General features: G+C 58.6%; 27 protein-coding genes. 19 read left to right on the top strand and 8 right to left on the bottom strand.

The features are described from left to right. Position 1 precedes the first annotated feature (1 nt). The 16 genes from ACOBR2_RS06665 (at position 2) to ACOBR2_RS06740 (ending at position 16581) form a co-directional block, all read left to right on the top strand. Positions 2-553, top strand: coding sequence for a hypothetical protein (locus ACOBR2_RS06665; RefSeq protein WP_420239256.1), 552 nt, complete (start codon positions 2-4; stop codon positions 551-553). Then, the gene (locus ACOBR2_RS06670) at positions 550-897 is read left to right on the top strand and encodes a head-tail connector protein (RefSeq protein WP_420239987.1); all 348 of its coding nucleotides are present in this window, start codon (positions 550-552) and stop codon (positions 895-897) included. The genes ACOBR2_RS06665 and ACOBR2_RS06670 overlap by 4 nt, the downstream gene beginning before the upstream one ends. Before the next feature lie 6 nt (positions 898-903). Then, complete coding sequence (locus ACOBR2_RS06675) at positions 904-1284, top strand: head-tail adaptor protein (RefSeq protein WP_420239257.1); 381 nt, start codon at positions 904-906, stop codon at positions 1282-1284. Further along, entirely contained in the window at positions 1281-1718 is a 438-nt protein-coding gene (gene gp17, locus ACOBR2_RS06680; RefSeq protein ID WP_420239258.1) for a tail completion protein gp17, read from the top strand. Before ACOBR2_RS06675 ends, gp17 begins: the two co-directional genes overlap by 4 nt. 15 nt (positions 1719-1733) lie before the next feature. Beyond that, positions 1734-2174 carry a hypothetical protein gene (locus tag ACOBR2_RS06685; RefSeq protein ID WP_420239259.1) on the top strand — a complete coding sequence of 147 codons (441 nt, stop codon included), beginning with the start codon at positions 1734-1736 and terminating at the stop codon, positions 2172-2174. 91 nt (positions 2175-2265) lie between these two features. Beyond that, positions 2266-2625 carry a hypothetical protein gene (locus ACOBR2_RS06690; RefSeq protein ID WP_420239260.1) on the top strand — a complete coding sequence of 120 codons (360 nt, stop codon included), beginning with the start codon at positions 2266-2268 and terminating at the stop codon, positions 2623-2625. Positions 2626-2657: 32 nt separating this feature from the next. Next, positions 2658-3011 carry a hypothetical protein gene (locus ACOBR2_RS06695; RefSeq protein WP_420239261.1) on the top strand — a complete coding sequence of 118 codons (354 nt, stop codon included), beginning with the start codon at positions 2658-2660 and terminating at the stop codon, positions 3009-3011. Next, positions 3004-3525, top strand: a complete 522-nt coding sequence (locus ACOBR2_RS06700) for an HK97 gp10 family phage protein (RefSeq protein WP_420239262.1) — start codon at positions 3004-3006, stop codon at positions 3523-3525. The genes ACOBR2_RS06695 and ACOBR2_RS06700 overlap by 8 nt, the downstream gene beginning before the upstream one ends. A 33-nt stretch (positions 3526-3558) precedes the next feature. Then, complete coding sequence (locus ACOBR2_RS06705; protein ID WP_420239263.1) at positions 3559-3807, top strand: hypothetical protein; 249 nt, start codon at positions 3559-3561, stop codon at positions 3805-3807. A 64-nt stretch (positions 3808-3871) separates the two neighbouring features. After that, a complete protein-coding gene (locus tag ACOBR2_RS06710; RefSeq protein ID WP_420239264.1) occupies positions 3872-6175 on the top strand; it encodes a hypothetical protein in 2304 nt (767 codons plus the stop codon). A gap of 73 nt (positions 6176-6248) precedes the next feature. Then, positions 6249-6890: a hypothetical protein gene (locus ACOBR2_RS06715; protein ID WP_420239265.1), complete on the top strand. Its 642-nt coding sequence runs from the start codon at positions 6249-6251 to the stop codon at positions 6888-6890. Further along, complete coding sequence (locus ACOBR2_RS06720) at positions 6890-7438, top strand: hypothetical protein (protein WP_420239266.1); 549 nt, start codon at positions 6890-6892, stop codon at positions 7436-7438. The genes ACOBR2_RS06715 and ACOBR2_RS06720 overlap by 1 nt, the downstream gene beginning before the upstream one ends. Positions 7439-7576: 138 nt before the next feature. Continuing rightward, positions 7577-11170, top strand: a complete 3594-nt coding sequence (locus tag ACOBR2_RS06725; protein WP_420239267.1) for a hypothetical protein — start codon at positions 7577-7579, stop codon at positions 11168-11170. A 90-nt stretch (positions 11171-11260) separates the two neighbouring features. Beyond that, on the top strand, positions 11261-11710 hold the full coding sequence (locus ACOBR2_RS06730) for a DUF6950 family protein (RefSeq protein ID WP_420239268.1): 450 nt from the start codon (positions 11261-11263) through the stop codon (positions 11708-11710). Continuing rightward, a complete protein-coding gene (locus ACOBR2_RS06735) occupies positions 11703-15068 on the top strand; it encodes a hypothetical protein (protein ID WP_420239269.1) in 3366 nt (1121 codons plus the stop codon). The genes ACOBR2_RS06730 and ACOBR2_RS06735 overlap by 8 nt, the downstream gene beginning before the upstream one ends. 115 nt (positions 15069-15183) lie before the next feature. Continuing rightward, positions 15184-16581, top strand: a complete 1398-nt coding sequence (locus tag ACOBR2_RS06740) for an IS1182 family transposase (RefSeq protein WP_420236173.1) — start codon at positions 15184-15186, stop codon at positions 16579-16581. A 48-nt stretch (positions 16582-16629) separates the two neighbouring features. On the opposite strand, the gene ACOBR2_RS06745 is transcribed toward ACOBR2_RS06740, so the two are convergent. The 6 genes from ACOBR2_RS06745 to ACOBR2_RS06770 all read right to left on the bottom strand — a co-directional run bounded on the left by ACOBR2_RS06745 (position 16630) and on the right by ACOBR2_RS06770 (position 21942). Next, positions 16630-17865, bottom strand: a complete 1236-nt coding sequence (locus ACOBR2_RS06745) for an ISL3 family transposase (protein WP_420236124.1) — start codon at positions 17863-17865, stop codon at positions 16630-16632. A gap of 618 nt (positions 17866-18483) precedes the next feature. After that, positions 18484-19299, bottom strand: a complete 816-nt coding sequence (locus ACOBR2_RS06750) for an alpha/beta fold hydrolase (protein WP_420239270.1) — start codon at positions 19297-19299, stop codon at positions 18484-18486. Further along, the gene (locus tag ACOBR2_RS06755) at positions 19296-19616 is read right to left on the bottom strand and encodes a PspC domain-containing protein (protein ID WP_420239271.1); all 321 of its coding nucleotides are present in this window, start codon (positions 19614-19616) and stop codon (positions 19296-19298) included. Before ACOBR2_RS06755 ends, ACOBR2_RS06750 begins: the two co-directional genes overlap by 4 nt. Before the next feature lie 40 nt (positions 19617-19656). Next, entirely contained in the window at positions 19657-20007 is a 351-nt protein-coding gene (locus tag ACOBR2_RS06760; RefSeq protein WP_420239272.1) for a RebB family R body protein, read from the bottom strand. A gap of 172 nt (positions 20008-20179) precedes the next feature. Beyond that, positions 20180-21406, bottom strand: a complete 1227-nt coding sequence (locus ACOBR2_RS06765; protein WP_420239273.1) for an HlyD family efflux transporter periplasmic adaptor subunit — start codon at positions 21404-21406, stop codon at positions 20180-20182. 2 nt (positions 21407-21408) lie between these two features. Then, the gene (locus tag ACOBR2_RS06770; protein ID WP_420239274.1) at positions 21409-21942 is read right to left on the bottom strand and encodes a TolC family protein; all 534 of its coding nucleotides are present in this window, start codon (positions 21940-21942) and stop codon (positions 21409-21411) included. Positions 21943-22057: 115 nt separating this feature from the next. On the opposite strand from ACOBR2_RS06770, the gene ACOBR2_RS06775 reads away from it, so the two are divergent. After that, positions 22058-23185, top strand: coding sequence for an ISAs1 family transposase (locus ACOBR2_RS06775; protein WP_420237194.1), 1128 nt, complete (start codon positions 22058-22060; stop codon positions 23183-23185). Here ACOBR2_RS06775 and ACOBR2_RS06780 read toward each other — a convergent pair. Both ACOBR2_RS06780 and ACOBR2_RS06785 read right to left on the bottom strand, forming a co-directional pair. Further along, a complete protein-coding gene (locus tag ACOBR2_RS06780) occupies positions 23133-24173 on the bottom strand; it encodes a TolC family protein (protein WP_420239275.1) in 1041 nt (346 codons plus the stop codon). The two genes, ACOBR2_RS06775 and ACOBR2_RS06780, sit on opposite strands and share 53 nt — an antisense overlap. A 278-nt stretch (positions 24174-24451) precedes the next feature. Next, on the bottom strand, positions 24452-25051 hold the full coding sequence (locus ACOBR2_RS06785; RefSeq protein ID WP_420239276.1) for a hypothetical protein: 600 nt from the start codon (positions 25049-25051) through the stop codon (positions 24452-24454). A gap of 194 nt (positions 25052-25245) precedes the next feature. On the opposite strand from ACOBR2_RS06785, the gene ACOBR2_RS06790 reads away from it, so the two are divergent. Further along, the gene (locus ACOBR2_RS06790) at positions 25246-25584 is read left to right on the top strand and encodes an AtpZ/AtpI family protein (protein ID WP_420239277.1); all 339 of its coding nucleotides are present in this window, start codon (positions 25246-25248) and stop codon (positions 25582-25584) included. A 583-nt stretch (positions 25585-26167) separates the two neighbouring features. Continuing rightward, on the top strand, positions 26168-26587 hold the full coding sequence (locus tag ACOBR2_RS06795) for a helix-turn-helix domain-containing protein (RefSeq protein ID WP_420239278.1): 420 nt from the start codon (positions 26168-26170) through the stop codon (positions 26585-26587). Positions 26588-26706 lie beyond the last annotated feature (119 nt).

Here is a 26706-nt window from a genome sequence, read left to right on the forward strand (position 1 = left end):
CATGGCCTTTTTCACACTCGTACAGCCAACGCAGGAGCCGGTGGCGCTGCGCGAAATGCAGAACTACCTGCGTCTCGACCCGGGAGAAACTGCCGATGCGGTGCTGATCTCCAGCATGATTACGGCCTCGCGTGAGTGGTGTGAGGCCTACTGCGAGCGGGCGTTTGTCTTCCAAACCAAACGTCTGCTTATGGATTTCTTTCCTGGCTACGTCGATTTCAAACTAGCTGGCCAGCGTGTCAGTTCTCCATTTGTTTCCGGATCCAATGCTGTGCTGGTGGGCATTCGCTATGCCATTGCATTGCCCTGGCCGCAGGTTCGCCAGATCGTCAATTTCACCTATCAGGACGAGAACGGCAACGCGCAGGCGTTCACGCCCGTCAGCAGTTCTGAAAATGATTTGGATGCGAACCTCTACTGCATTCAGGATCTGGATTCGCAGCCCGCGCGCCTGATGCCGCTCTTTGGCTCCATGTGGCCCGTGGCGCGTGTGGTAGCCAATGCGGTGCAGGTTGCCTTACCGGCTACTGGGGCCAGATTTCGGTGCAGATGACGAGCGGCTCGGCAGTGCTGACGTCGTCTTTTAGGTTCCTGCAACGCGATGTTGGCGCGGTCATCACTGTTCCCACAGCCGGTGCGGCTTCGGGCGGCGGCGCTGTCTCTGCATTGACCGCATCGATTGCTTCGGTGGATGAAAACGGCGTGGCCACGCTCTCCGAGGAGGCAGTCAATAACACCGGCGCGCAGGTGACAAACTTCGGAACCATGCCGCAGTCGGTGGTGGCGGCCATCATGATTCTCACCGCGCACTGGTACGAGAATCGCAACCCTGACGCGCAGGATATTCCGCAGGGCGTCAAATCACTGCTTGCCCCGTGGCGCGATCTGAGGTTTTAGCAACCCATGGCAAAAAACAGTATTCCTGCCCGTCGTGATCCGTTGGTGATCGACGCCGGTGAGCTGCGCCACGCAGTCTCTGTTCAAAGCCCGGTCTATGCGGCGGGCGCGTGCGGCATGTCGGTTACGCCAACGGAGTGGGCACCGGTGCGTTCGGCATATGCCGCAATCTACACCGCCGGTGGCCGTGAAACCTCCATGGCCGCGCAGATCGTCTCGCAGGTCTCGCATGTCGTCAAGCTGCGCTGGACTGCGGACGTGATCAAGGCGAATTTCTGTGTGATCTTCGGCGATCGCACGTTCATCGTGCAGTACGTCGAAAACGTCCTCGAACGTAATCGGGTGTTGTTGCTCTATTGCCTTGAGGTGGATGGGGGTGGTCAGTGAGCCTCTCAGAGGGCATAGTTGCGCAGTTGACGGCATCGAATGGCGGAGATGCAATCGATACGTATGTTTCTGGCCGTATCTTCTACGATGATGCTCCGCCAGATATGAGCATGATCCCCTGCATCACCTACGCGTTTGTGGGAGGCTCCGCATCCGCTCCTACGTTCAATACCTCGGGCGTAATTAAAAGCCGGTTAGAGCTGAATGCTCTCGCTGTGCAGCCGGATGCGGCAAATAACCTGCAGCCGGGCGAAGTTGCAAATGCAATACGATCCGCAATCATCCAGCGCCTCAATGGCTGGAAGCAAACTCTCTCCGACGGCACCAATGTTCTAAGTGCCATTCTGGTAAATCCTGGAACCGATTTCAGCACCGAGCAGCGTGTGTTTCGGCGCATGTGCGAGTTCCGCATCTCTTACTCACTTCCATCCTAAAAGGAGCAGCGCATCATGACGACGTATGCCAGCACTCAGGCCTATGGTGGGCTTGGAACTGTTATTGCCATTGGGTCCGTACCTATCGCGATTGGCGAAATTACCGAGCTTCCTGACTTTATGCCGGAGTGGAAGACGGTGAATGCAACCAATTTTCAGTCTCTTGCGGAAGAGTTTACAAAGACTATACGTAGTGGCAAAAGCGTAACGGTAAAGGGGAACCGTTCCACTGCGGATGCGGGCCAGACGGCGGCCATCGCAGCGTATGAAAGTACATCTCCAGACAAGATCACCATCACGTTTCCCAAGAGTTCGGCACAGACCACCACGGGAGATTCTATCTCGTTCAACGCAAATATCCTTGGCGTCAACTTCAGCACCAGTCCTGACAAGCAGGTCGTATTCAGCCTGACCTTCCAGCAGACCGGTGTTGAAGCGTTCACCGCCGGTAGCTAGAGGGCTGCTTTATCTTTTCGGTTCCGGAGCACCTGTCTGGCCTTGTAGGTGCTTCGGTTTTCTTGGTTCGTAATAACCTCAGGAGGTGAATGTGAAAAAGAGCAAAATGTCGGGCCTTGCGCCCATCAGAGAATTGCAAATCGACGGTGAGTCGTATCAGATTGTTGTTGATATTGAGGCGATCCGCGTAGCCGAGCGCATTGCGGATGTGCCTATTCTGAGCGGCATGGATCGCCGCACTGCCGATCATCCAAAGTTGGATCTGATCTGTGCGTTTTTCTATGCGGCATTGCAGCGCCATCATAAGGAGGTTAGCTTGCAGCAGGCCTCTTCCATGGTAACCATGCAGAATTGGCGCACCATCTGGAACGCCCTCGTCATTTTGTATGTTGACGCGATGGGAGAACCGGAGGAGGAAGCCGAAGGAAACCCTCAGGCCAGCCAGAGCTGACCGGAGAAAAGCTTTGGCTGTCATTGTGGAGCATGGCCCGTTATGACCTCGGGATGAGTGAACGGGAGTTCTGGCGCAGCACTCCGAATATGTTGCGCCATCTGAAAAATCGACTGCGCGAGCAGCAACGCTTCCAGCAGTTCCAAACCGCTCTGTTGTGCGCCACGGTGGTGAACTTTTCCATGGGGCGGCCTAAAACTCCTGTACGCCCGGCAGATTTCATGCCGGATAGTCGTTGCTCAGGTGCCCTGGCCGATGCGGCGTCCAGTGCGATTCAAACCAGTGACCAGGTGAGCGAAGAAAAGCGAGCCGCAATCGCCGCGGCATTCCGCAAGATCTGGAGTCTGCCTCCTGCGGAGCCAGAGGAAGAGGTAAAAGGTGGCTGAATTTAAACTGCAGGGCCTCAATGAGCTTGATACAAAGTTCATGAACCTGAGCGCGAACGAGGCGGACCGCTGCAAGGCGCACGCACTGGTAGCCGGTGGCCGGGTTATCCAGAAGGCGATTACTGAGCGTGCGCCCATGCGCCCGGTGCTACCCAGCAGAACGGCTCTGCCGCCGGGAGCCCTTGCGCAGGATATTGAACTGTTACTGGAGCGTAATCGGGAGACAAAGTCGTTGCAGGCCGTGATCTTTCCCGGAAAGCTCACTGCCTGGGCGGCAAAATTTGTAGAGTATGGCCATCGGATGGTGAAGGGCGGCTATATGAAGTTCGATGCGGCCGGCAACGTGCTCCGCAAGGCCAAAAATGCTCACCAGATTAAAGCCGCACGGGGGTTTATGGATGATGTTCCGGCTTATCCGTTTATCCGCCCTGGGTTTGAGGCCTCAGTAGCTGAGGCGATCGAGGCCAGCACTGCAGACTTCGTCGAACAGTTTGAAGCGGCTGCGAGAAAATGATTCTGTGCTATGATTTTTCCGAGGAAAAATCAGATGGCCAGCGTAACTTCTGAACCGGACAGTGTGTTAGTTAAGGGCCCCTCCCCAAAGGAAAGTTTGTTTCCTTGGACGTCTCTTGATGAAAATGGAAACCATAAGCCAGTTATTGCTGCGGTGGAAGAAAATCACGCACCGGTAATTTCCAAACCGATTGGTTTTTTGGGAATTGCATTTGCCGTGTTTGTCGGGAACCTGCTCACGGCAATCGTTGTTTCATTTGTGTATGCAATCACTCACACATAACCTGTCTTAGTAATCGATGTTTCGGGAAGCCGCCTTTCGGGGCGGCTTTTCTGTTGGAGGAGACATGACGGCAGTTGCTGGCAATGTAAAGGTGATCTTTGAGGGGCAGGATGTCTCTCTGTCGCAGACGTTTGAGAATGCGCGCAAAAAAGCTGCGGAGATGGGCTCCGGCGTTGGCGCTGCTTCGGCCACGGTCAAGCGCGAACTTAAAGAAGCGCAGGGCGCGGTAGCTGTATTTGGCGAAGAGGTCGGCGTGCATCTTCCTCGCCACGTGCAAAAGTTTCTGGTGGCATTGCCGGGAGTTTCAAAGGTTGTTGCGCAGGCATTTAGTGCGGTTGCCATATTCTCAATGGGATCTGCGGTAGTCGAGTTGGGAGGAAAGGTCGCCAAGTTTTTTGAGGAGCAGGCAGAAGCCGCCCGCAAAAACGCGGCCGCCTGGAGGTCGCTTCGTGATCCGCTTGAGCAGAACAACGATGAGCTGCGCGTTACAAACGACAAGCTGGATGTTGCCATTGCCAAGCTGGAGCATAAGCCACAGAGTGGCATCAAGCTAGCCATTGATGAGGCAATAGTTTCGGCTGAAAAGCTCAGCACCAAACTTACTGAAAGCGTCAGTAAGTTGCATGACACGCTGAAGCAGGCGCAGCCCGGGATCGTAGCGCGATTCTTTGGTGTGCAGGGTGAAGGTGACATCGTAGGCCGGTCCAAGGACCTTGAAGAAAAGATGTCGGACATGAAGGTTTCCGAGCGCGATAAAAGTGAGGCGATGCGCGGCTCTGGAGCTAGCCCGCAGGCGGTTGAAGAGGCAATGCGCACCTTTGATGAGGCGCGTGTAAAAGCCTTCAAGGATGAAATCCAGTGGGCCAAACAGCAGTTGCAGGATGCAGTGCATGAGCAGCGTGCCCAGCAGTTCGGTGCAGGGCAAAATGGCTACAATCAGGGCCCACGCATCGGCGCATTGAAAAACTATATTGGCTCCCTCGGTGACATGGCCGATAGTGTCGATCTGACGCATACCCAGCAGGATAAGCAGGGAGTTGTTGACCATTTGCAGGCTGGCGAAGCCGCAAAGCATGCTGCTGCTGAGCGTCTGGCTGAAATGGAGCGTGAGCTGCAGACAGATGAGTTGCTGCATGGCAAAAGCCTGACAGGCGAAATCAGCTATTGGCGCGATCGTGTAAAAGTCTTCGATCAGGGGTCGAGCGAGTGGGTAGCGGTCATGGAGCGGCTGCGCGCCGCCAATGAAAAGTATTTTGATGCGCCTATGAGCTCGCGGTTAAAAGCATCTGGCGAACAGCAGAGCCAGTACGTCATGGATGAGCAATCGGGTGGGCTGTACGGTTTTAAAGCGAGCGACTCCGGCCACGCCGAGTATGCGGCGGCGCAGGAAAAAGCTTCCAGTTCGCAGGCCGGCCTGAACGCAAAAATTCAGGAGGAAGCCGACAAGCTGGCCGTTGCCCGAGGCCAGATGGATGCGCATACTGAGGCGAGCCGTGCCCGCGTGCGCGAGTTTCAGACGTACCTTGCACAGGACGCCGCTATTGCCAAGCAGATCCATGAATTAAGCGGAAATCTTGCTTTTGAGCAGATCACTGGCGGCGTTGACTATGAGACGCGTGCCAAGCTTCTCGGCCTTGAAACGCAGCGTAATGACCTGGGTGGCAAGTACGCCGTGTCTGATATGCAGTCGCGTCAGACGGAAGAAATGACCACGGCCATGGGAAGGCTGCACGAAGAAACAGATAAGCTGGCCAATCAGTTTACCGACCTTGGCGGTTATCTGAGCGAGGGTCTTAAGCAGTCTCTCGATGAATTTAACAACACGGTGGTGCGCGCTCTTAGTGGACAAAAAACCAGTTGGGGTGACATGGGCGCAGGCGTGTTTCGCACTGCCAGCAAAGACGCGCTGCAGGGCGCTGAAGGCAAAATCATGAAGGCCTTCGGATTTGGCAAAAAAGGCGATGGTTACCATGTGTATGTCGATAACATGGCTGGCGCGCAGGCGAACGGTGCCATCCTCTCCTCGATGAGCGGCGGCGGAGGCCTGGGGAATCTTGTGCGGTCTGCCACGAGCGCAGTTGGATCGTTTGCGTTGCCGCATTTTGCCAGTGGCGGCACAATCGGAGCGGGCACGGCGGCGCTGGTGGGTGAAAACGGGCCGGAGCTTTTTATGTCGGCCAGTTCGGGCCGCATTGTTCCCAACGACGCAATCTCGCTGGGCGGTGGCGGCGGCGTCAACTTTCACACCTCCATCGATGCCACTGGATCTACCGATCCGGCGGCGGTGCAGGCCGCTGTGAACCGCGCCATGGCGTCCTACGTGCCCCACATGACCGCGATGGCGCGCGCGGCCATCGTTCCGCAATAGTCGTTCACCCCGCGCCAACAAGCTCTAGAGATGCCGCAACCATCCTTTTAAAAATCGAATCGAGACGGAACCGATGCAGACCATCACAATCGGAAGTAATACCTATGAGCTGTGCACGGTGCCTTCCAGCCCGGGCGCGGCGGCGGTATCCATCGGCATGAATGACACGGTGGGCGTGAGCACGTCGCCGTACAATCGCGCCGAGCAGGTCTTTGAGTGGGTGGGCGGCGACTATTGGGATGCCACCATTACGTTGCCTCCCATGTCGCTGGCCACGGCTGCTTCCTGGCGCGGCTTTTTGGCAGAGTTGCATGGCCGCGCACGCGTCTTCCAGCTCTATGACCCGGGTGCATTGTCCGTGAGTTCCGACGCTGCCTCTCCCGTGGTTGATAGCTCGGTTTCCACCAATAACCTCGCGCTGACTAATACGCTGGTAACGCGCGGCTGGCCGGCTAGCGCGATCGTGCTGGTGGCGGGCCAGCAGTTGCAGGTTGGCTACAGGCTGTACTCCGTGTGCGAGGCCGCCAGTGCGGACTCTACCGGTGCGGCCACGGTTACCGTGTGGCCTAGCCTGCGCGAGACGCCAGCCGATGGCACTGTGATTGTTCTGGCTCAGCCGCAGGGGCTCTTCCGTTTGGCCTCCAATCGTCGTGAAATTCAGTGGAGCCCGTCCCGGCTGACCACTGTCAGCCTGAAGTGTGTGGAGGCTCGCTGATGGCCCGTGATCTGCCCTCGCTGATGGTAAGTTCCGTGGGCTCGAACGTGGTGCGTCCCTGCTTCATGCTCGATCTTACGTTGAGCACAGGTGTGGAGCACATCTGGTCTGGGTATTCATCCATTTCCTATGCTGGATGCACATATCGTGGCGTGGCGGCTCTGGGTTCAGTGGGAGCTATCGCTGAAAGTTCCAATGTGCATGCATCTGGAATGACTGTTGCACTCTCGGGGATTGATAACACCCTGCTGACTGAGACGTTGAATGATATTCAGATCGGCGCGTCCTGTTGCCTCTGGCTGGCCGCGTTTGCCAACGGTGCAATTCAGTCGCGCTATTGCATGTTTGGTGGCACGGTAGATCAATCGAACATGCAGATCAGCCCGGAGGTGTTCGACATCGCCCTCGCGCTGGAAACTAGAATGTCTAATTTGCAGCGTGCGTCCAACCGGCGTTATACGCTGGCCGATCAGCGATCGTATTACTCCGATGACAGTGGTTTTGCGTGGGTTGAGCGGCTGAATGATATTGCCCTGCAGTGGGGCTAGAGCAAATTCAGAATGACCGTGCAGTCTGAAAGTGTGTGCAAAGCGCCGTTTTCTTGGGGAAAACGGCGCTTTGCCTCATCAACTCCCTCTACACCAATTCTGAATTTGTTATAAAACGACTCTTCTCTGGAGGCTTTTATGAAGTGCATTTTGCGGCATATTGCCGTATGCGTATTCGTGTGTCTGGTTGCGCTTGTCGCGGTTCCTGCCTGTGCGCAGTACACTGCCGTGTCTGCGTCTTTGGTGGGTGGCACACGTAGCTATGCGGTCAATGGAACAATCTACTGGCAGCCTGCCACGGGCGTTCCTGGCACCATAGCGGCGGCGGTGATTGGTGGCAACGGTGGCCAGGTGCTGGCGCTGCCACTCACTGCATCTGTGTCGCAGGGGGCGTTTGCGCTCTCGGTCCCGGATGCGCTGCTGGCAGATCCTAAAATATGCTATGCGGTCACCATCGTGAATCTAATCGACGGCAGGGTGCTGCTGGGTGCTGGCCTGTCGGCGGATGGATCGCATGTGGCGCTGGGTGGTCCGTATGGATGTGTGCAACCCACGGGCAGCAACTGGAGCTTTGATGCCTATATTCCTGCTCTGTCTTCGGCGGCTGTGCAGCGGATGATTCCAGCGCCCAGCACGGTGACGCCGTTGATGGACGGAGCGGCGGTCGTGGGCGTCAGCACGCAATATGCCCGTGCAGACCATGTGCATCCCACCGATACCTCGCGCGCGGCGGCGTCGGACCTGGCCACTGAGGTCACCCGTGCCGAAGCCGCTGAGGCCGCAGACGCCAGTGCTGCCTCTGCCGCGCAGGCCTCGGCCAATACGGCCAACACCGCTGTAGCCACTGAGGCAACTCGCGCCGAAGCCGCTGAGGCCGCAGACGCCAGTGCTGCCTCTGCCGCGCAGGCCTCGGCCAATACGGCCAACACCGCTGTAGCCACTGAGGCAACTCGCGCCGAGGCCGCTGAGGCCGCAGACGCCAGTGCTGCCTCTGCCGCGCAGGCCTCGGCCAATACGGCCAACACCGCTGTAGCCACTGAGGCAACTCGCGCCGAAGCCGCTGAGGCCGCAGACGCCAGTGCTGCCTCTGCCGCGCAGGCCTCGGCCAATACGGCCAACACCGCTGTAGCCACTGAGGCAACTCGCGCCGAAGCCGCTGAGGCCGCAGACGCCAGTGCTGCCTCTGCCGCGCAGGCCTCGGCCAATACGGCCAACACCGCTGTAGCCACTGAGGCAACTCGCGCCGAGGCCGCTGAGGCCGCAGACGCCAGTGCTGCCTCTGCCGCGCAGAGCACGGCCAACAAAGCGGTGACTGCTGCGGCCACTGCACAGAGCGCCGTGAGTACTGAGGCTACGCGGGCCGAGGCTGCTGAGAGCGCCAATGCTACCGCCGCCTCCGCCGCGCAGAGCACGGCCAACACGGCCTTGAGTACTGAGACTGTACGGGCCGAATCCGCCGAGAGCGCCAACGCCACCGCCGCTGCAGCTGCGCAGACTACGGCAAACTCAGCGGTGACTGCTGCGGCCACTGCGCAGAGTGCCGCGAGTGCCGAGGCTACGCGTGCTGAAGCTGCTGAGGCTGTCGATGCCTCTGCTACTGCCGCCGCGCAGACTACGGCCAACACGGCGGTGACTGCTGCGGCTACTGCGCAGAGCGCCGTGACCGCTGAGACGACCCGCGCTGAAGCCGCCGAGGCCACGGACGCCAGCGCTGCCTCGGCCTCTGCCGCCGCTGCGCAGGCTGCTGCGATTGCCGCCAGTGATCCTGCGGGTTCGGCCAGCGTGGCGCAGAGTGCTTCCGTAGCCACCGCTGAGGCGTACAGTTCCAACGCCAGTAACCTGAGTAGCGGTACGGTTCCGCCAGCGCGTATGCCCGCGCCCACGGCTTCAACTTTGGGCGGTGTGCAAGCTCTTGCGGCCACGGCGCATCAGTACGTTACCGGCGTTTCAACAGGCGGTGTTGTGGCCACGGAGCAACCGTCGAGCGCCGATCTTTCCGACCTCGGGCAGGCGGGCGGAGCGGCCCTGTTAACCAGCGGCGGAATCCTCTCTACCAGCGAAATTCCGCCCATCACCATCGACGATGTGTACACCGTAGCCTCGCAGGCTGCCATGCTTCTGCTCGATGCGGACCAGGGCGATATTTGCGTACGCACTGACCTTAGCGAGTCGTTTATCCTTTCCCAGACTCCGGCCACCACGTTGGCCAACTGGGTCGAATTGCTGGCACCTCCGGCCAGTGTGCTCAGCGTCAACGGCCAGACGGGTGCGGTGGCGCTGGCTTTCTACAATATCAACGGATCGCTGCTGCACTCGCAGCTTCCGGCTTTAGTTGCGGCTGATATTCCCGACAACGCCGCAAACACCACGGGCAATGCGGCCACGGCCTCGGCATTGGCGTCCACACCCGCACAGTGCAGCTCCGGGCAGTATGCCACGGGTGTGACGGCGGCGGGCACGGCCAACTGCGCACAGGTAGCCGTGGCGCAGGTCAGCGGCACTGCCGGCGTTAGCCAGATTGGTAGCGGCGCCGCTGCGGCGGGGAAGTACGTTGACGGTGGCACCGGAGAGTGGACCGCTCTGCCTGCGGTACCGGTATCGTCTGTTTTTGGTCGCACGGGCGCGGTGGTTGCGGCCAGCGGAGATTACACGGCGGCCATGGTTGGCCTGGGCAACGTGGCGAATGCTGCGCAGACGCTGGCCAGCGTAATGCCCAACACCGCACCCAGCTCCGGGCAATTTTCTGTCGGCAACGCGGACGGCACAGCCTACATACCCACGACCATGAGCGGGGATTGCACTCTGGCTTCCGGCGGGGCTATCGCCTGCACAAAATCGAGCGGCACCGCATTTGGCTCGGCTGCGTTTACGTCTTCCACGGCCTACGATGCGGCGGGCGCGGCAGCAGCGCGGCAGCCAATCATCACGGCCACGGGCATCCTGAAGGGCACGGGGTCTGGCGGTATTTCGTCTGCGGTTGCGGGCACAGATTATCAGGCGCCGCTGACCAACCCGGTCACCAGCGAGGCTGCGGGTGCAAACGGTGGCGACATGGCCGTATGCGCAAATCCGTCCTGCACATCAATCGATGATGGTGGTGCTATTCCCACGCTTTCGAGTCTCGGCGGAGAGCCCGCTGGCGGTAGCAGTGACATTACAACTGTGGGCACAATCACCCAGGGCATATGGGAGGGATCTCAGATTGATGTGTCGCAATACCTCACGTACGATTACATGACCATCAATGGGTACACGTGTGCTCTCGGGCAAAGCTGCGCCCTTATTCCGAATACCAATTATCTGGCGAGTGTCGTGCAAAATACAACAACGACGCCAAAGTCGGCGATGAGCTTGGGGTACGTTCCTGCGGGCGCGCCTGCTGCATTCGAATGCAGCATGATTTGGCAATCCGGTTCGGTTGCATATTTTCCGCAGTTTTATCTAGATCTTTCGAGTGCACTGAGCCTTGCTTCATTTTCAGGTGAGTTTGGAGGGGGCTCTAATCTCACGCCAAGCACGCCGGGCACAACCACCGCCGCAGGCCTCACTCTGATTGGCATTCCCTCTGCTTTGGAGGCAGCCAATACGAACTACGTGGCCAAGTTGCATATCTTCCTTGTTGCATCCGGAAGTATGGGTGTTCGCGCCTCCATTTTCTTTGCGAGTAACGGTGGCACAATATCTATCGAGCCCGGCTCGTACTGCTATGCAACCATGGGAAGCTCTAGCTGATAGTGGCGCAAGCGCAGCCAGAAACTCAACACGAACTTTTTATTGAACACCAGCAGGGCGGCCATTGGGCCGCCTTTTTCTTGCGGGGAAATGATGGCTCTTGGTCGGCAAAAACATTGGGCAACGCGTGCGTATCACAACTTTTTATTGGAGCGTGCCAAGGTGCCGTTCGCCTGGGGATCGAACGACTGTGCGTTGTTTGCGGCAGACGGAATTCTGGCCAATACGGGCGTAGATATTGCTGCGGACTTTCGCGGCAAATACACCGACGAAGCCGGTGCGTTGGCGGCCATCAAGGCGATTACGGGCGGTACAACCGTAGCCGATGCGGCGGCGTGGTGTGCGCAAAAACATGGTCTGGCAGAGCTGGCGCATCCGTTGACGGCCAGACGTGGTGACCTGGTTGTCTTCGAGGGGCAGACGGGTTCTCTGGTGGCTGGGCTGGTCCATTTGAACGGCTCATCTCTCGTTTCGGTAGGTGAAGCGGGGTTGTATCAGTTTTCCATTCGGCGCGTGAAGAGGGCTTGGCATTATGAGTAAGGCAGTGCAGGCAGCATCGGAACTAGGTGCGGTGGCGGTCGGTGTCGGAGCCGCGATGTACGATCCTGAGCTAATTCTGAGCTCAGCGTACACAAAAATATTTGAGACTCTTTTCTTGGTAGGCCTTGCCACGGGTGCGGGAGCTATTGCGCAGGCCCTGGGCAGCAGCTCTGGTCTGGGCGTGACTACGCGCACGCCTGCCGGTTTGCGGCAGATCATTCGCGGCATTCAGCGTGTGGGCGGCACCATCGTCTATTGCTCCACTACGGGCAGCACCAAACGCCAGTACAATATGGTGATTGTGTTGGCCACGCATGAGTGTCAGGCAATCGAGGCGCTGTATCTGGATGGCCGGCAGGTGTACTGGACGGCTGGCTCGCACATGAACCAGACGGTGGGCGGCTATAACTTTGGCGGCAACGCTGATGGCAGTGGCCACACCGGCCCGGACGGTAGCACTTATAACTTCGGTGGGCTGGTTTTTTGCGCGGCCTATTACGGTGACCAAACGGCATCCACCGGCTTCTCTTCGGACTTGAACGCCAACGACAGCAACTGGGCTGTGACCAACTACAACGAGACTGCGACTGCAACCGCTGGCGATAATGGCGATGCCGTTGACAGCCTTGGCATTTCTAGCCCTGGCAACGGATATACTTCAGCTCCCGGCGTCCAGATCCTGGCAGTGGACGGTGCAGGTAGCGGCGCGACGGCGCACTCGGAGATCTCGGATGGCGAGGTTGTGAACCTCGTGCTGGACAGCGGCGGCAACGGATACACAAATGGAGCGACGGTCAGCATCGATGCGCCGCCTACCGACAATCTGACGCCCTATCTGGGCGGCTGCACCTGGGTCTATCTCAAGCTGGAATACGATTCATCGACATTCCCCCAGTTCCCGGAAATTCGCTTCACCGTGCATGGCAAAAAAGACATCTATGATCCACGCACGGGCACCAAGGCGTGGACGGCAAACTGGGCTCTGAATGCGGCCGATGTAATCTCTGATCCTACCTGGGGATTGGGCGATAGCTCCATCAATCAGGACCAGCTGATTGCGGCGGCCAACGTCTGCGACGAGACGGTGGAGTGCTATGCGGGCACAGAGGCTCGTTACTCGCTGCACATGCACTATGACACCTCACTGGCTCCGGGGGACGTGCTGGCGCGCATGATGCCGGCGGCCGCCGGACGCCTGACGCGTAGCGGTGGAGAGTGGTTCATTTGGCCGGCGTATTGGGTTGGCCCCACATGCAGCTTTGATCAGAGTGCGCTGGTCAGTGCGTTGCAGTGGTCTCCGTATCGCAAAGCGTCTGCGTTGATCAATCGTGTGACCGGAACCTACATTGCGCCGAATTGGCCCTACAACGTGGAGGGCAACCTCTACGACGACACCAGCTCAACGCAGAACAACTTCCAGTACGCCTTCCAGCCCACCAACTTCCCAATGTATGCCTGTGATGAAAACCACGGCTATGGCGAGGATGTGTACCTGATTGCCGACACGGCGAACAGTGGCACGTATAACAGCGCCGATGCCTATACCTCTGGCGCGGTGGTGATCTATGGCGGCGTGCCCTGGCAGGCGAACGAGGCCGTGCCGGCGGGCTGTGCCCCGGGCAGCACAGATTCGAGCGACAACGCGTACTGGAGCGAGGCGGGAAATTATTTACCCTATGAGCTGCAGCTGGATTGCGTCCTGTCGGTTTCACAGGCGCAGCGCCTGGCCAAAATCTACATGATGCGCAATCGGCAGCAGGGCAGTGGCACGCTCACCATGAATCTGTCGGCCCTGCAACTGCAGGCGCTGGACGTTTTCATGTTTACATTTCCTGCACTCAGCTGGAGCGACAAGTACCTCGAAATTTCCAGCGAAGAGGATTGGTGCATGCAGCTGGCGCTGGGCCATGGTTCGTCGCAGTCGAGTGATGAGAGCGCGCCCACGCTCGATGTGCAGCTGCGCGTCTGTGAGACGTCCGCCAGTGTGTATGAGTGGGAGGAGGAAGAGGAACTCAACGTTTACGATTCCCCTGTTTTGACGGCTTCGGGTAACACGGTTGTCTCAGCCCCGGAAAATGTTGCTGCCGTCAGTGACCTCGATACCGCGCTGGTGGCGGCGGACGGCATCGTAACGCCGCGCATCCTGGTGAGTTGGACGCAGGCAACCGATACGTATGTTCTGAACGGTGGCCAGGTGCAGGTGCAGATCTGCGCCACGGGAACTGCGGCATGGATGGATTCCGCCATCCTGAGTGGTGCGTCGTATCAGGTCTATCTGACGCAGGTGGTAAGCGGCAACGCCTATGATCTGCGGGTTCGTTTCATCCGCTCCAATGGCTCGGTTTCAGCGTGGGTTGAAGTGAGCGATTCAAGTTGCGGTTTTGCGCTTTCGTCGTCTGACATGAACGCCGTGGCCGCTTCAGGAACGGTTACTGCGGTCACGCTTTCGGCAACCAGTTCAACCATTTATGTGGAAAGTCCATTCACGGCAACCTGGGGAAGCTACTCCGCCAGCTGCACTCCGTCGCCTACGTCTTTCACGGGCCTTATTCCCAATGAGACGTACTACGTTTATTACCGTGACGCCTCTTTTTCTGGAGGAAACATCACGCCGATTGTCACCAAAAACACAGGAGATTTTTACAACAAGGTAGGGTATTTTCTGATCGGTTCAATCATTACGCCTGCTTATGTGGGCCTGCGCCCCAGCGCGTATACCACGTATAGCGCTAACGCTGCGATTGACGATATTTACACGCCCCAGTATGCCTACGACAACAATACGTCGACCTGCGCACAGATCAGCAGCCTGGGCCATGAAAACAGCGGCGGCGCGGCAAACAATTTTTATTACGCTGGAATCACATATTCAGGTTTCCCGTCGGCATCGTCGGTGAGCAGCCAACAACTCTGTGTGAGCATTGCCACGCAGGGCTACAGCACGGACAATGATCTGATCAGCGATTCCCCCTGGGCGGTTACGGCCTGCATCGGTGGTGCGGCAAAACCGCAGGGTGAACTGGGCACAATCAATAACCGCTCGGCGTGGGCAGCATCCACGGCCTATGCCCAGTGGGATCTGTTCAATAACGACGGCATTGCATATCTGGTGATCAATGCTTATACCTCAGGCTCGTCCTTTGGTTCGGCAGATGTTGCTGCTACCTGTGTAATGCTGGCCTGGGGCACGAATCCATCGCTGGCGCAGGCCACCTACTCTGTAGCGTTGCCGGTGGGCACTGCGATTGGTTCAATCACGGTGGACTGTTGCGTAAATCCGCCAACGGCCGCGTCATTTGGTGTAAGCGGGGACGACGTCGGAACGTTCCTGCAGATATATGAAATCTATGTGGAGTGAGTCGGCCCGAATTAATCGGCTCCGTCCAGCAGGTAGGCAGAGGCTAGGAGTCTGTCGCCCATAGAATTGCCCGAGGTCCTGGTCCAGACCAGGCCCAGCAGATTACGATTTTGTTATGGGCCAGAACTTCCTTCCAGACACGGTCAACCAGACGCTTCTGTTTCCACCCAGCCTTCACGACTGGCTACCTGACGGCCATTTGGCTCGTTTTGTCGTGGATGTGGTTTCGGCATTGGATCTTGAATCGATCTATGCTTCGTATCGCGAGAAGGATGGTCGCGGCCAGTCGGCTTATGCTCCGGAGATGATGGTTCGCCTTCTTTTGTACGGTTATGCCACGGGCGTTTACAGCTCACGCAGGCTTGAGAAGCATACCTGGGAAGACGTGGCATTTCGCTATCTTTCCGGCGACCAGCATCCGGACCACGCCACGCTGGCCGAGTTTCGCAAACGGCATCTGGCTGCGCTGTCCGAACTGTTCACGCAGGCCTTGTTGCTGTGCGCAAAAGCCGGTCTGGTTAAGCTGGGTCATGTGTCGATCGATGGAACAAAGATCAGGGCGAACGCCAGCAAGCACAAGGCGATGAGCTACCAGCGCATGACCGAGAGCGAGGCGCGCCTGAAGCAGGAAATCAACGCTCTGTTGGCTGCTGCGGAAAAAGCGGATGCCGACGAGGACGCGCAGTACGGCAAGGATCGGAACGGCGAAGAACTTCCCGACGAGTTACAGCGACGCGAGAGCCGGTTGCAGAAGATTCGCGAAGCGAAGCAGGCACTCGAAGACGAGGCCCGCGAGAAGGCTGAGCAGAAACTTGCTGAAGCAGAAAAGAAACAGGCTGACGAGGAAGAAGATCGTCGCGCGGGCAAAAAGAAACGTGGTCGCAAGTCGAATCCCCCTGATCCGGACAAGGCAAAACCCGCAGACAAGGATCAGCGCAACTTCACGGATCCGGAGAGCCGCATCATGCCGGATGGCGCCAATAAAGGCAGCTTTTTACAGGCTTATAATGCGCAGATCGCGGTCGATTCCATCGCGCAGGTAATCGTGGCCGCCGCGGTTACGCAGGAGACGAACGACAAAAAACAATTACTGCCGATGGTGGCACAGATCGAAAAGAATCTTGCCCAAAAGCCCGAGAAAGTCAGCGCTGATACCGGCTACTTCAGCGAAGCAAATGTGACCGACGCAACGGTAGCTGAAATCGACTTATACATCGCCACAGGCCGCGACAAACATAGTGATCCAACGGAGATAGCCTGTGGTGAAGCCCCGTCAGATGCAACGGCACGAGAACAAATGCAACATAAGTTGAAGACCGAGGCCGGACGCGCAGTCTACAAAAGACGCAAGGCGATCGTGGAACCGGTCTTTGGACAAATCAAGGAGTGCCGCGGTTTTCGTCGCTTCAGCATGCGCGGCAAACAGAATGTGAGCGGAGAGTGGAGGCTGGTGTGCGCGGTCAGCAATCTGTTGAAGCTCTTTCGCTCCGGATGGGCACTGCAAAACGCGTAAAAACAACGAAAGATCGGCTCTTGACGAGAATGTGTAAAGGCCATCGTTTTACGCGGCTTTCTGAAAGGCGACGAGTTGGGTTCTTGTGGCGGCCAGCCGTTGCGCTTTCAGCAGCAGGTAGTTGAGATTGCGGTAGCCGCGTCCGCGTCGCAACAGCGCTTTGATGTTGCCGTTGACTGCTTCGACCACCCCCAGGGGAACCTTTGTTCTGCAGTAGTTCAGGATTCCCTCCAGATGGCGAAGCAGCATGTCGGCCAACTTCTCCATGGGCTTGAGCCGCTGCCAGCGCAACTGATCGATCCAGTTCTTCAGGTAGCGCAACATCGCGCCCTCATATCTGTAGCTCCACAGCCGATCCAGACTTTCCTTGAGCAGGTACGCCTTCATCACGCGCCGGTTCAGCGCAAACAGTTCGTTGAGTTGCTGTTTTTGGCGCGCGGTCAGATGCACCCAGCGCGTCAGCAGCAGCCAGCGCTTGCCCTTGACCAGTTCCCGCGCCGGCCCGCCCTTGCGGAAGAACTCCTGGCGGCGCACCTCATCCACAGCCGCTCCGGCGTGCTTCATGATGTGAAATTTGTCATAGATGATGCGGCAGTTGGGCAGCCACTCGGCGATGCTCTGCTTGAACGGTTCCCACATATCGACGCAGGCAGCCTGCACCGCGCCACGTTGAAAGGGGCTCAGTTGCTTGGCGAAGAACTCGTCGAGCGTTTCCTTCTTCCGCTCCGCGCCGAACCACAGAGGCTCGGCGGTCCCGAGGTTGCTCACCACGGTGATGAACTTTTGCTTTTTGCCCACAAAGATCTCGTCCACACCCATCTGCCGCAAGGCCGGCTTGCGCCGCGACTTTGCCCAACGCGCCAGATACCGCTGATCGATGGCCCGCACCGTGCTCGCCGCCAGACCAAACTGCCGCGCTACTCGGCTGGCTGCGGAGCTTTCGCAGGCTTGGCCTACCGCATCCTCGAAACGCTTGCTGAAGGGCGCTTTGCCAGGAAGCAGCGGCACCTTCTCCGCCTTGACGCCGCAGTCCAGGCAACGAACCCGGTACAGCTCGATCACCACCGTGGTCAGATACTCGAAGCACGGCAGATCGCGCACTTCCCGCTCATAGCTGGCTACCATTTCGCCTGTTGGCCTGCCGCAGCCGGAACAGACCAGCAACTTGTTGGCCCGCTTGCGCCGAACCCAAAGCTTCAGCCTTTTGCCAGGCTCGTCAATCTCATGCCGGTAGACCTTGTAGCCCGGCCATCCCAATACCCGCGTCCAATCGTTGTCGCGCATCGGGAGGAGAATAGCCGATTCCACACCTCAAGCAAAACCCGCGAAAATCACGCTGCCTTACAGATTCCTGCGCAGAGCCGAAAGATCAGAATCCGAATCAGAGTCGCGCCTCAAAGATACGGTGCGGTAGAGAAAAACTGACAGCAACAGACAAATCCAGTACTGCGCAGCCAGGCCGACATCTCCTGCAAAAATCGCAAACGCTATGAGCGACAGACTCCTAGAGCAGGGCAATTGCGCTTCAAAATGCGGTAGGTTTGTTTTGCAAGGGCTCTGGAGCAGGTGCGGAGGGAACGGGGGCTTTCATGCCTTCGAGCAGGCAGGCCCAAGAACGTGCCTTCAGGCGCGGGTATTCCTCCAATACACACGATGCCCGCGAAAATAGGCTATTGAAAAAGACCGAATTCATGCAAAGTAGAGAAGAATTGCGCCCGAGGCTAAAGCCCTCGCTCGTTTGGCGAGATTTCTGCGAGGGTTAAAACCCTCGCCTCCCTCCGCAATGAGTTTTTCCGCAGCCTGTAAAGCCGTGTCCCTTTAAAGCGAAAGATGTAGCCGATTCAAATTTCAAACGCGTTTGCTCTATGCGTTCGAAGCTTACGCGCACTGAAAAACGCCTGCTCAGCTCTGGAAGGGATCGAGCCATGGCTGTAGCAGGGCGGCCACGCGGTCTGGCTGCTCGAAGGCGGCAAAGTGGCCGGCATCGTCGAGCTGCTGGAAGACGAGGCTGCCCGGCGCAGTGCTGAGCACACCCATTTCTTCCTCGGTCACACCGGGATCTTCGCCACCGGCGATGGCTAGCAGCGGCACGGTGAGGGTGCTGACAGTGGGCAGCGAGTCCGGCCGCGTGGCCAGACCGGCCTGCACGGCTACCAGAGCTTCTGGTGAGCAGAGCATCTGCGCTCGCAGACGGACGAGAATGGAGGGATCGCGCTCCTGCGCCGTCTGTCCACAGAGTGTGCGGGCCATGGCGTCAAAGAGTTGCGGCGACTCCCCGGCACGCACGCGGGCGATGGTCTGGGCACGGCGTAGTGCAGCGGCGGGCGCATCGGGCTGCGGCTTGGAGCAGACAAAGGCAAGGCCCCGCACCCGCTCCGGAGCCTGCCTCCAGAGTTCGAAGAGTACATAGCCGCCGATGGAGCAACCCACAAAGACGGCGCTGGGAAGTTCAAGAGAATCGAGCAGGGCAAGAACATCCTTGGCCAGCTGGCCCATCGTGAGCACCGGCGCATCGGGCACCGGGGCAAACCCCCCTGTTGGCAGTTCTGTACCGAGCGGCGACTGGCCGTGGCCACGCAGGTCGGGCAGAATGGCGCGTACGCCCATCAACCGCTCTGCCAGCGGACGCCAGTACTCACGCGTGAGCGGCGTGGGATGCAGGAAGACGACCGGCAGACCGGAGCCGGTATCGCTATAGCTCAAGCGAAGGTCACTCATACACTAGGAGGATACTCCCCCACAGGCGGGATGAGTGGCTCTTCCGGGATCCCGATCCAGCAGGCCAGATAGGCAATGCCGAAGACTCCGCCGGAAAAGCAGAGGCCAAGCACGGCAAGGATGCGAACGACGGCAACATCCCAGCCATTGGAGCGGGCCAGAGCCAGACAAACACCGGCCAACTGACGGCCCAGGCGCGGCCGCGTCAGACGCTGTGGAGAAATGGAGTCAGCAACATTCAGCATGGCTCCGCAACGGGAACAAAAGCGTGCACCCACCGGCTGCGGCGCTCCACATTGCGAACAATAAATCGTCATTTTTTCCTCCCAGCTTCTATCGCAATATTGGATACGAAAGCTACCGGCGGTCGGTTCCATGGAAGTTCAGAGAACAGAGAGCAGTGGGGAGGGGCAGAGGGCAGAAAACAGGCTGTGTGAAAGACCCTAGCTTGGCATCGACTACTTTTGTGGCGTTCGCATCGAGGGAATACAGCGTTGCGATGCCCTCAGCCGCTTCTGCCTGAGCGGTCATACTGTATTGTTTTTGCTGCGTTGTGGCATGATGTGCTGCATTGGCCAGCGCCTCTGACGTTGCCAGAAATAACTCTCCCATTGCGACGTTCAGAGCCTCCCCGGGCTCTTTCTGATTTGCTTGTGCGATGGAATCTGTAATCTGACTGTTTATGGGCGAGGGAAGAGTCATTTTCATTGTCCTTTCCTGGAGAAATGCCAAATCCGTTTGTCTGCAAATACTCTACAACTTCAACCCAAAAGAAACACCCCGGAACGAAGCCCGTTCCGGGGTGTTTCTTTTGTTGCCAGAAAACAGTTCGCAGCTGCACTTTTAGCTGAAAGCTGAGAGCTGACGGCTGAAAGCTGTCTTACTTCACTTCCACCTTTGGCTCGACCGAGAGGCCGGGACGAAGCTGGTGCGCCGAGTCTTCACTCTTCAGGTCCGTAAAGTCGATGCGGACCGGAACGCGCTGTACCACCTTCACGTAGTTGCCGGTGGCGTTCTCCGGCGGGAAGAGCGAGAGCACCGAACCGGTGGCTCCGCCAATCTGCGTGATCTTGCCGTGGTACTTCTTGCCGGTGGAATCCACTTCGACTTCAACCGGCTGACCAGACTTCATCAGCTTCAGCTGCGTTTCCTTGAAGTTGGCGGTAATCCAGAGGTCGTCGAGCGAAACCAGCGTGAGCAGGTTCTGTCCGGCGGCTACGTTCTGGTTGAGTTCCACGCTCTTGCGAGTGATGATGCCGTCCGCCGGAGCGTAGATCTTGGTGTAGCTGAGGTTGAGCTTGGCCTGATCCAGCTGGGCCTGAGCCTGCTGCACCTGAGCAAGTGCGGCCTTGGCGCGGGCACTCTGCGCGGCCACCTGCTGCGGCGCCGTCTGGGCGTACTTCAACATGGCCTGAGCGCCTTTTTCACGCTCATGCGCCACGTGAACGCCGTCTTCGGCAGCCTGCTGGTTGGCCTGTGCATCGGCCAGGGCAGCCTGATTGGCGGCGGCGGCAGCTACGGCAGCGTCAAACTGCTGCTTGCTGATCACGTCCTTGGCGACCAGAGGCTTGTAACGCTCCAGGTCGGCCTGGGTCTTGATGCTGTTGGCCTTGGCTTGAGCCACGCGGGCCTTGGCTGCGTCAAACTGCTGTTCGGCCTGAGAGACGCTGGCGTGGGTGCCGGTCACATCGGCGTCGGCGGACCGCAGATTGCTGCCGGTGCTGATGCTGGTGATGGGCACGTTGACGTTGGCTGCGACCGCATTGGCCTGAGCCGTGGCCAACGTTGCCTGGGCGTTCTCCACGGCAACTTCGTAATCCTTGGGGTCAAGCTCGGCGATCAGATCGCCGGCCTTCACCTGCTGGTTTTCGTCCACGTCCACCTTGAGCACGTGGCCGTTGATGCGCGCGCTGACCTGGATGAGGTGACCGCTGATCTGTGCATCGTCGGTGTCTTCGCTGAAGGTGGAGCGCCACCACAGGCCGACAGCCACCAGGGCCACCAGCACGATCACAACCCCGATGATGGCCTTGCGGCGGGTCTGCGGCTGCTCCAGCTCGTTGTCTTCTGCTTCGTTGTTTGCTGGTTTGGTGTTGGGTTCCGCCACGGTTACTTTCCTCCCAGATAATTCTTGTACTGAGCCCCGGCGCCGAGCGCACGGGCCAGGCTGAGCTTGGCCATGTTATGCCGATAAAGACTGGCAACCAGTTGATCGTTGGCCTGTGCCACCGACTGCTGGGCCTGGCTGACGGCCAGGTTGTCGCTGACGCCGTTCGCATAGCGCTGTTGCGCTTCGCTGAGGGCTTCCTGCGAAAGTTCCACGCTGGAGCGGGCCACTTCCACCTGCTTTTGCGCGGCTGCAATGTCGAGCAGTGCGTCCCGCACGTCGGCGTCCACCTGTGCAGTGGCGTCGCTGGTCTGGGCCTTGGCCTCGTCCAGCTGCGCTTGCGCCTGCTGGGCTTGGCCGCGCAGAGCAAACTCGCGGAACAGGGGTACGCTGATGGTTCCCGTTGCACTGCCAGTGCCATGCGAATGGCCGAGCGTTGTGCCAGTGTCGCCGTAGTCGCCATTAAAGGTGAGTGTGGGCAGGCGGGCAGCGGTGGCTGCCTTGCGCTGCTCGGTGGCAGCCTGGGCCAGGGGCATCGCATGAAGAAAAGGCGAAGGTGTGGCAGGCGGCGTTGACGAAAGGGATACAGGGATACAGGTAGATACTTCTGCAAGTGATGTTGTCCAGGTTTTCTGTTTCCAGGAGGTGTTGATGGAAACCGAACAACCGCTGCGCCTGTCCGAGGTTTTTGTGTCCATTCCCGATCCCCGGCAGCCTGGCAAGGTCAAGCACGATTTTGTCGAGTTGCTGGTGGTGGCGGTCAACGGGGTATTGGTCGGGGCCGACACCTTTGAAGAGATCGAACTGTGGGCCAACGAGAAGCAGGATTGGCTCAGGAGCTATCTTCGTTTGCAGAACGGCATTCCCTCGCACGACACCTTTGGCCGAGTCTTTGGATTGATCGATCCCGGCCAATTCGAGCAGGCTTTCCGGCGCTGGATGCGCGGCGTATTGCCGGCCTTGAGCGCCGAGGTCGTGGCCATCGATGGCAAGACCAGCCGTCGTTCGGCAGGCATCGACGCCACCGCGCTGCATCTGGTTTCGGCCTTTGCCGCCGGCGCCGGGCTGGTGCTGGGCCAACGCGGGACGGCGGAAAAATCCAACGAGAAGACCGCCATTCCGGAGTTACTTTCCACACTGGCGCTGGAAGGGGCGACGGTAACGATCGACGCCATGGGAACACAAGTTAACATTGCCGAGGCCATCCGGGCGCGTGGCGCCGACTATGTGCTGGCCGTCAAAGACAATCAGCCGAAGCTGGCCGAATCCATCAAGGATTTCTGGTCCAGTTTCATAGCCCATCCGGCGGCCGAGACGGCGCACGGCTTTTTTGAAAGCGTGGAGAAGGGCCATGGCCGCGTGGAAACGCGCCGCTGTTACGTCTTCGATCAGTTGAACTGCCTGTCGAAACCGGAACAATGGCCGGGAATGAAATCCTTTGCGGTGATCGAATCCGAGCGTGCCTCCGCAGCCAAGACGACGCACGAGCTGCGGCTGTACATCAGCAGCCTGGCGCCGGACGCGGAGAGGATGGCGGTCACGGTGCGCGCCCATTGGTCGGTAGAGAATCGCTTGCATTGGTGCATGGATGTTGCCTTCAACGATGATCAGATGCGCGCCCGCTCACGCCACGCCGCACACAATCTGGCCGCTCTGAAGCAGCTCACCTTGAATCTGATTCGCATGGATCCGGTGAAACGAAAAGGCGGAATCAAAGCCCGACGAATCATCGCCGCCACAAGCGACAACTACCGCGCCCATCTACTCGGACTCCAATAATCGGAACGCGCCGTCGTGCTCTTTTCACTTTCGCCTTCTCTTCATGCGATTGCCCTGCAGCCTGGGCCTTTTCCACAAACGCGGCCAGATCCTTGCGGTTGACCTTGGCTTGATGGATCGCCTCGTCCACGTCGATCTGATCGAAGATTGCGTAAGGAGCCTTGTCGCTCAGCGTGATCTGCTGGTCGAGCGGCAGACCGATGGCGCGGGCCAGAGCGATCTTGTCCTTGGCCAGATTGTTGCGGGCCACAATCAGTTGCTGATCGATGCTCTGCGCATCCACGCGGGCGCGCAGTTCGTCAATCAGCGGTGCAGTGCCGGCGGCGTGGTTGGCGGCGGCCTGATCAAGCGAGACCTTGGCCGTGGCCGCCTGTGCTTCCACGCTCTCGATGCGGGTTTCATCGGCCAGCACCAGCAGGTAGGCATTGCCTACCGTCAGCACTACCAGATCATGCGCATCGTCGGCTGAAAGCTGGGCCGCGTTGAAGTTGTGACGGGCTGCCAGATAGTTGCGCAGCGAGGCCACGTCCACCAGCGACCAGCTGAGGGAGGCGCGAACGTCCGTGTAGCCAAAGGGACCAAGAGTTGTGGGGAAGCCGGTGATGCGCATGCCCTCGGCCGGCAGATCAACCATTAGGACCGATTCCTGGCCCTTGGCGTCGACTGCTGGCAGCAATGCCTGCAGCTGGCTCAGGCGCTGACCACGCGCCGCTGCCATCTGTTGGCTGCTGAGGATCACACCTAGATTGTTCCGAAGGCCGCGGGTGATGGCCTCGTCCAGAGACAGTGCCAGCGGCTCGCTGGTTGCCTGTCCGACCGATACGCTGCCCTGAAAAGGGTTCGAAGCCTGCGCGTACAATCCAGTCGGCGTAGTGAGCGCCAGTGCCAGAATGCACCCGCCGGCAAGAGCACGAAGCGAAGATTTCTTCAATGAGTTCAACAGACCTACCTTGTGCAAAAGACCACGGCCAAGCGGCCGAGAGAGCATCTGTTTTAAGGATGCGGAATCGCGGCCGCAGGATTCTTAAATATAGTGTATCGAAATTCCCTCCATCGCGGGAGAGTTCGTCTCAAAGAAGCATACAAAGGTTTTATTTCAGGAAATTTCCTGACTTGGTCGAACCTACGGCCAGGAAACAAAATCCACAGAGCAGGGAAATAAACATTGCAAAAATACTATGTTTCTGTTGATTCAGAAGCTCTTACAGAAAAATAAAGACCGCCCGACTGTTGGCTGGGCGGTCGAATAAAGAACTCTTTTGTTGGCTAGGCCCTGGTTGTGCTGGCGTGCAGCAGTTGCGAGGCGAGCGAACAGAGTCCCTGACGAAAAACGTCACTGGCAGCCTTCGGCGTCCAGCCCGCGGCCTGTGGACCACCAAACTCGGCCAGCATGGCGGCCGTGTCGATGGGGCAGTAACCGGCCACGGCGCGCAATACAAATACGGTGCGAACCGGCGTGGAAAGCTGTTCGAGCCAGGTGCGCACGCGGTCCCGTTCAGGACCGGAGAGCATGGCCTGCAGCTCCTCGGCGGAAACGCCAGCCGCTTCCAGATCATCGTCGGCAATGCAGCTTTGCACGGTGGCCGTAGCGGCCGGAGCGGCCAGCGTCGCGGGGTTGGCTGCGGCAATCTGGGCGAGGGCGGCGCGACACAGGGCGCGGCGGGCGCTTTTGCGGGCGGCAATTGGGTTCTCGCAGGCTGAAACCTCGGAGGTTTCCACGGCCGTGACCGCCAACTGGGCGCTCGATTCACCTTCCCCAACCAGCATGGCTGCAAGGGTATACAGCTCCACGGCAAGCTGGTCGAGCTTGGCCTGGTAGGCCGGAGGCGGAATCAGGGTCTGTGCGGAATCAATCGGAAGGGCCATGTGGTGTCTCCTCTGTTGAGGGAACGCCGTGCGCACCCCCAGTTTTATCCTCTACCCGGCGGCCGTCAACGTCAATTCCAGTTTGCCGAGTGGTCGATTTTGCCTTCTGGATGGCAGTCAGGAGCGGTTCAAGGTTTTATTTCCTCCTGATTTAGGTAAAACACTCGGCCCGGCAGTATGCTGGCTTCAGTTCTATGCCTTTTCAGTCGCCCATTCCCGAAAACCGCAAGCGCAAGGACGAAGCTGCCCAAGGCCTCAAGCTGGTGGCCGAAGCCGAGAAGATGATGCACTTTGCCTTCGTCATGCCCTCCTGCGTCTTTATAGGATGGCTGATCGGGGCCTGGCTGGAGAGCCGCCTGCACCAGCACTGGTTGCTGATCGCTGGAATTCTTTTGGGCTGCGTTTCAGGTCTGGTGTACGTAATCCAGCAGGCGATTGAAACAGAGAAGCGCTCCTGCAGGATTGAAGCGAAGCAGGCAGCGCAGGCAAAGCTGGAAGAACAGACGAAGCCATCCCCCGGCGACAAAGATTGACGCTGTTGTTTGCTGTCCACCTCTCCCAAAAAGGCGGCAGGCGTACCGCAAGTGTTCTGAGTCCAAGTTTTACATTCTGGCTTTACATCCTGATTGCTCTCCATTCTTTCTTTTGAAAACCCTCTCCGTTTTCTTGCCTCAGATTTTTCCAAAATCTAGTCGGCCAGAATCCATTTCGCTATCAGAAGTAAAAAAGTGCTTTCTCTCGGTGAGGGGTGGCAAAAGTCCAAGGAATGCAAATTTTGTCTTCTAAGTTGCTTATATTCAAGTTTTTGTGTGGGTAATTTGGAGCACTGTTGCTCAAATAGGTTCGCGTTTTTTCGTGTTTTGAAGGGATTTTTACTGGATTTTTCCGTTTAGCCGCATTTTTTACTTGACAGTTATGGTTCACCCACGTCAAATAGCACCAATGGTGGTGCGAAAACGGCACCACGGGGCCCTCGCTCTGGCGCTCCGCTCCTAGCCTATGGCAACCACTCCTGTGTGCGTTGACTCGCGTGAAGTCGTGCGCTGCGAACACTGCCGACTCATGCAGTATCGGACCAGCAACTCCCTTTGCAGGCGTTGCCACAAACCTCTCGACATGGAAGAACCCGTGGCGCTGGTGCCACAGCTTGTTCCTGCGCAGCCACAGCCTTCTACGGCCGAGGCGGGGATGCAGGTGGCTGGTCGTGTGCGTGAGATCCGGCGGGCCAGGCATTTGAGTCAGCGCCAACTTGCTGGCCGTATGCAGGTTCCTCGCACCTACATCTCCAAAATCGAGAACGGCAAGGCCATTCCCACGCTGGGTTCGCTGGAACGACTGGCGCTGGCGCTGGAGGTGGACGTCTACCATCTGGTGCGAGATGCGCGCAGCCGTCGCGACGCCGAGGTCACGGCCATCTTCAACGATCCGTTTCTGGCCGAGCTGGCTACGGCTCTGCCGCATCTGAACGCCATGCAGCGCACTCTGTTGCTGGGCGCGGTGCGGGACGCCGCCAGCGGACGCCGTCGCACGGCCTAGCTATATTTTCTGGCGCGGGTGCTCCGGCATCCGCGCCAACCGTTCTTCCGTGGCTTGACGGGAGCGTCGCCGGAGAGGATTGCGGCGGTAATTTCTTTGTGCCATCCCCGGACAGATCC

The sequence above is a fragment of the Telmatobacter bradus genome (genome assembly GCF_048629425.1).
Classification (GTDB): Bacteria; Acidobacteriota; Terriglobia; order Terriglobales; family Acidobacteriaceae; genus Telmatobacter; species Telmatobacter bradus.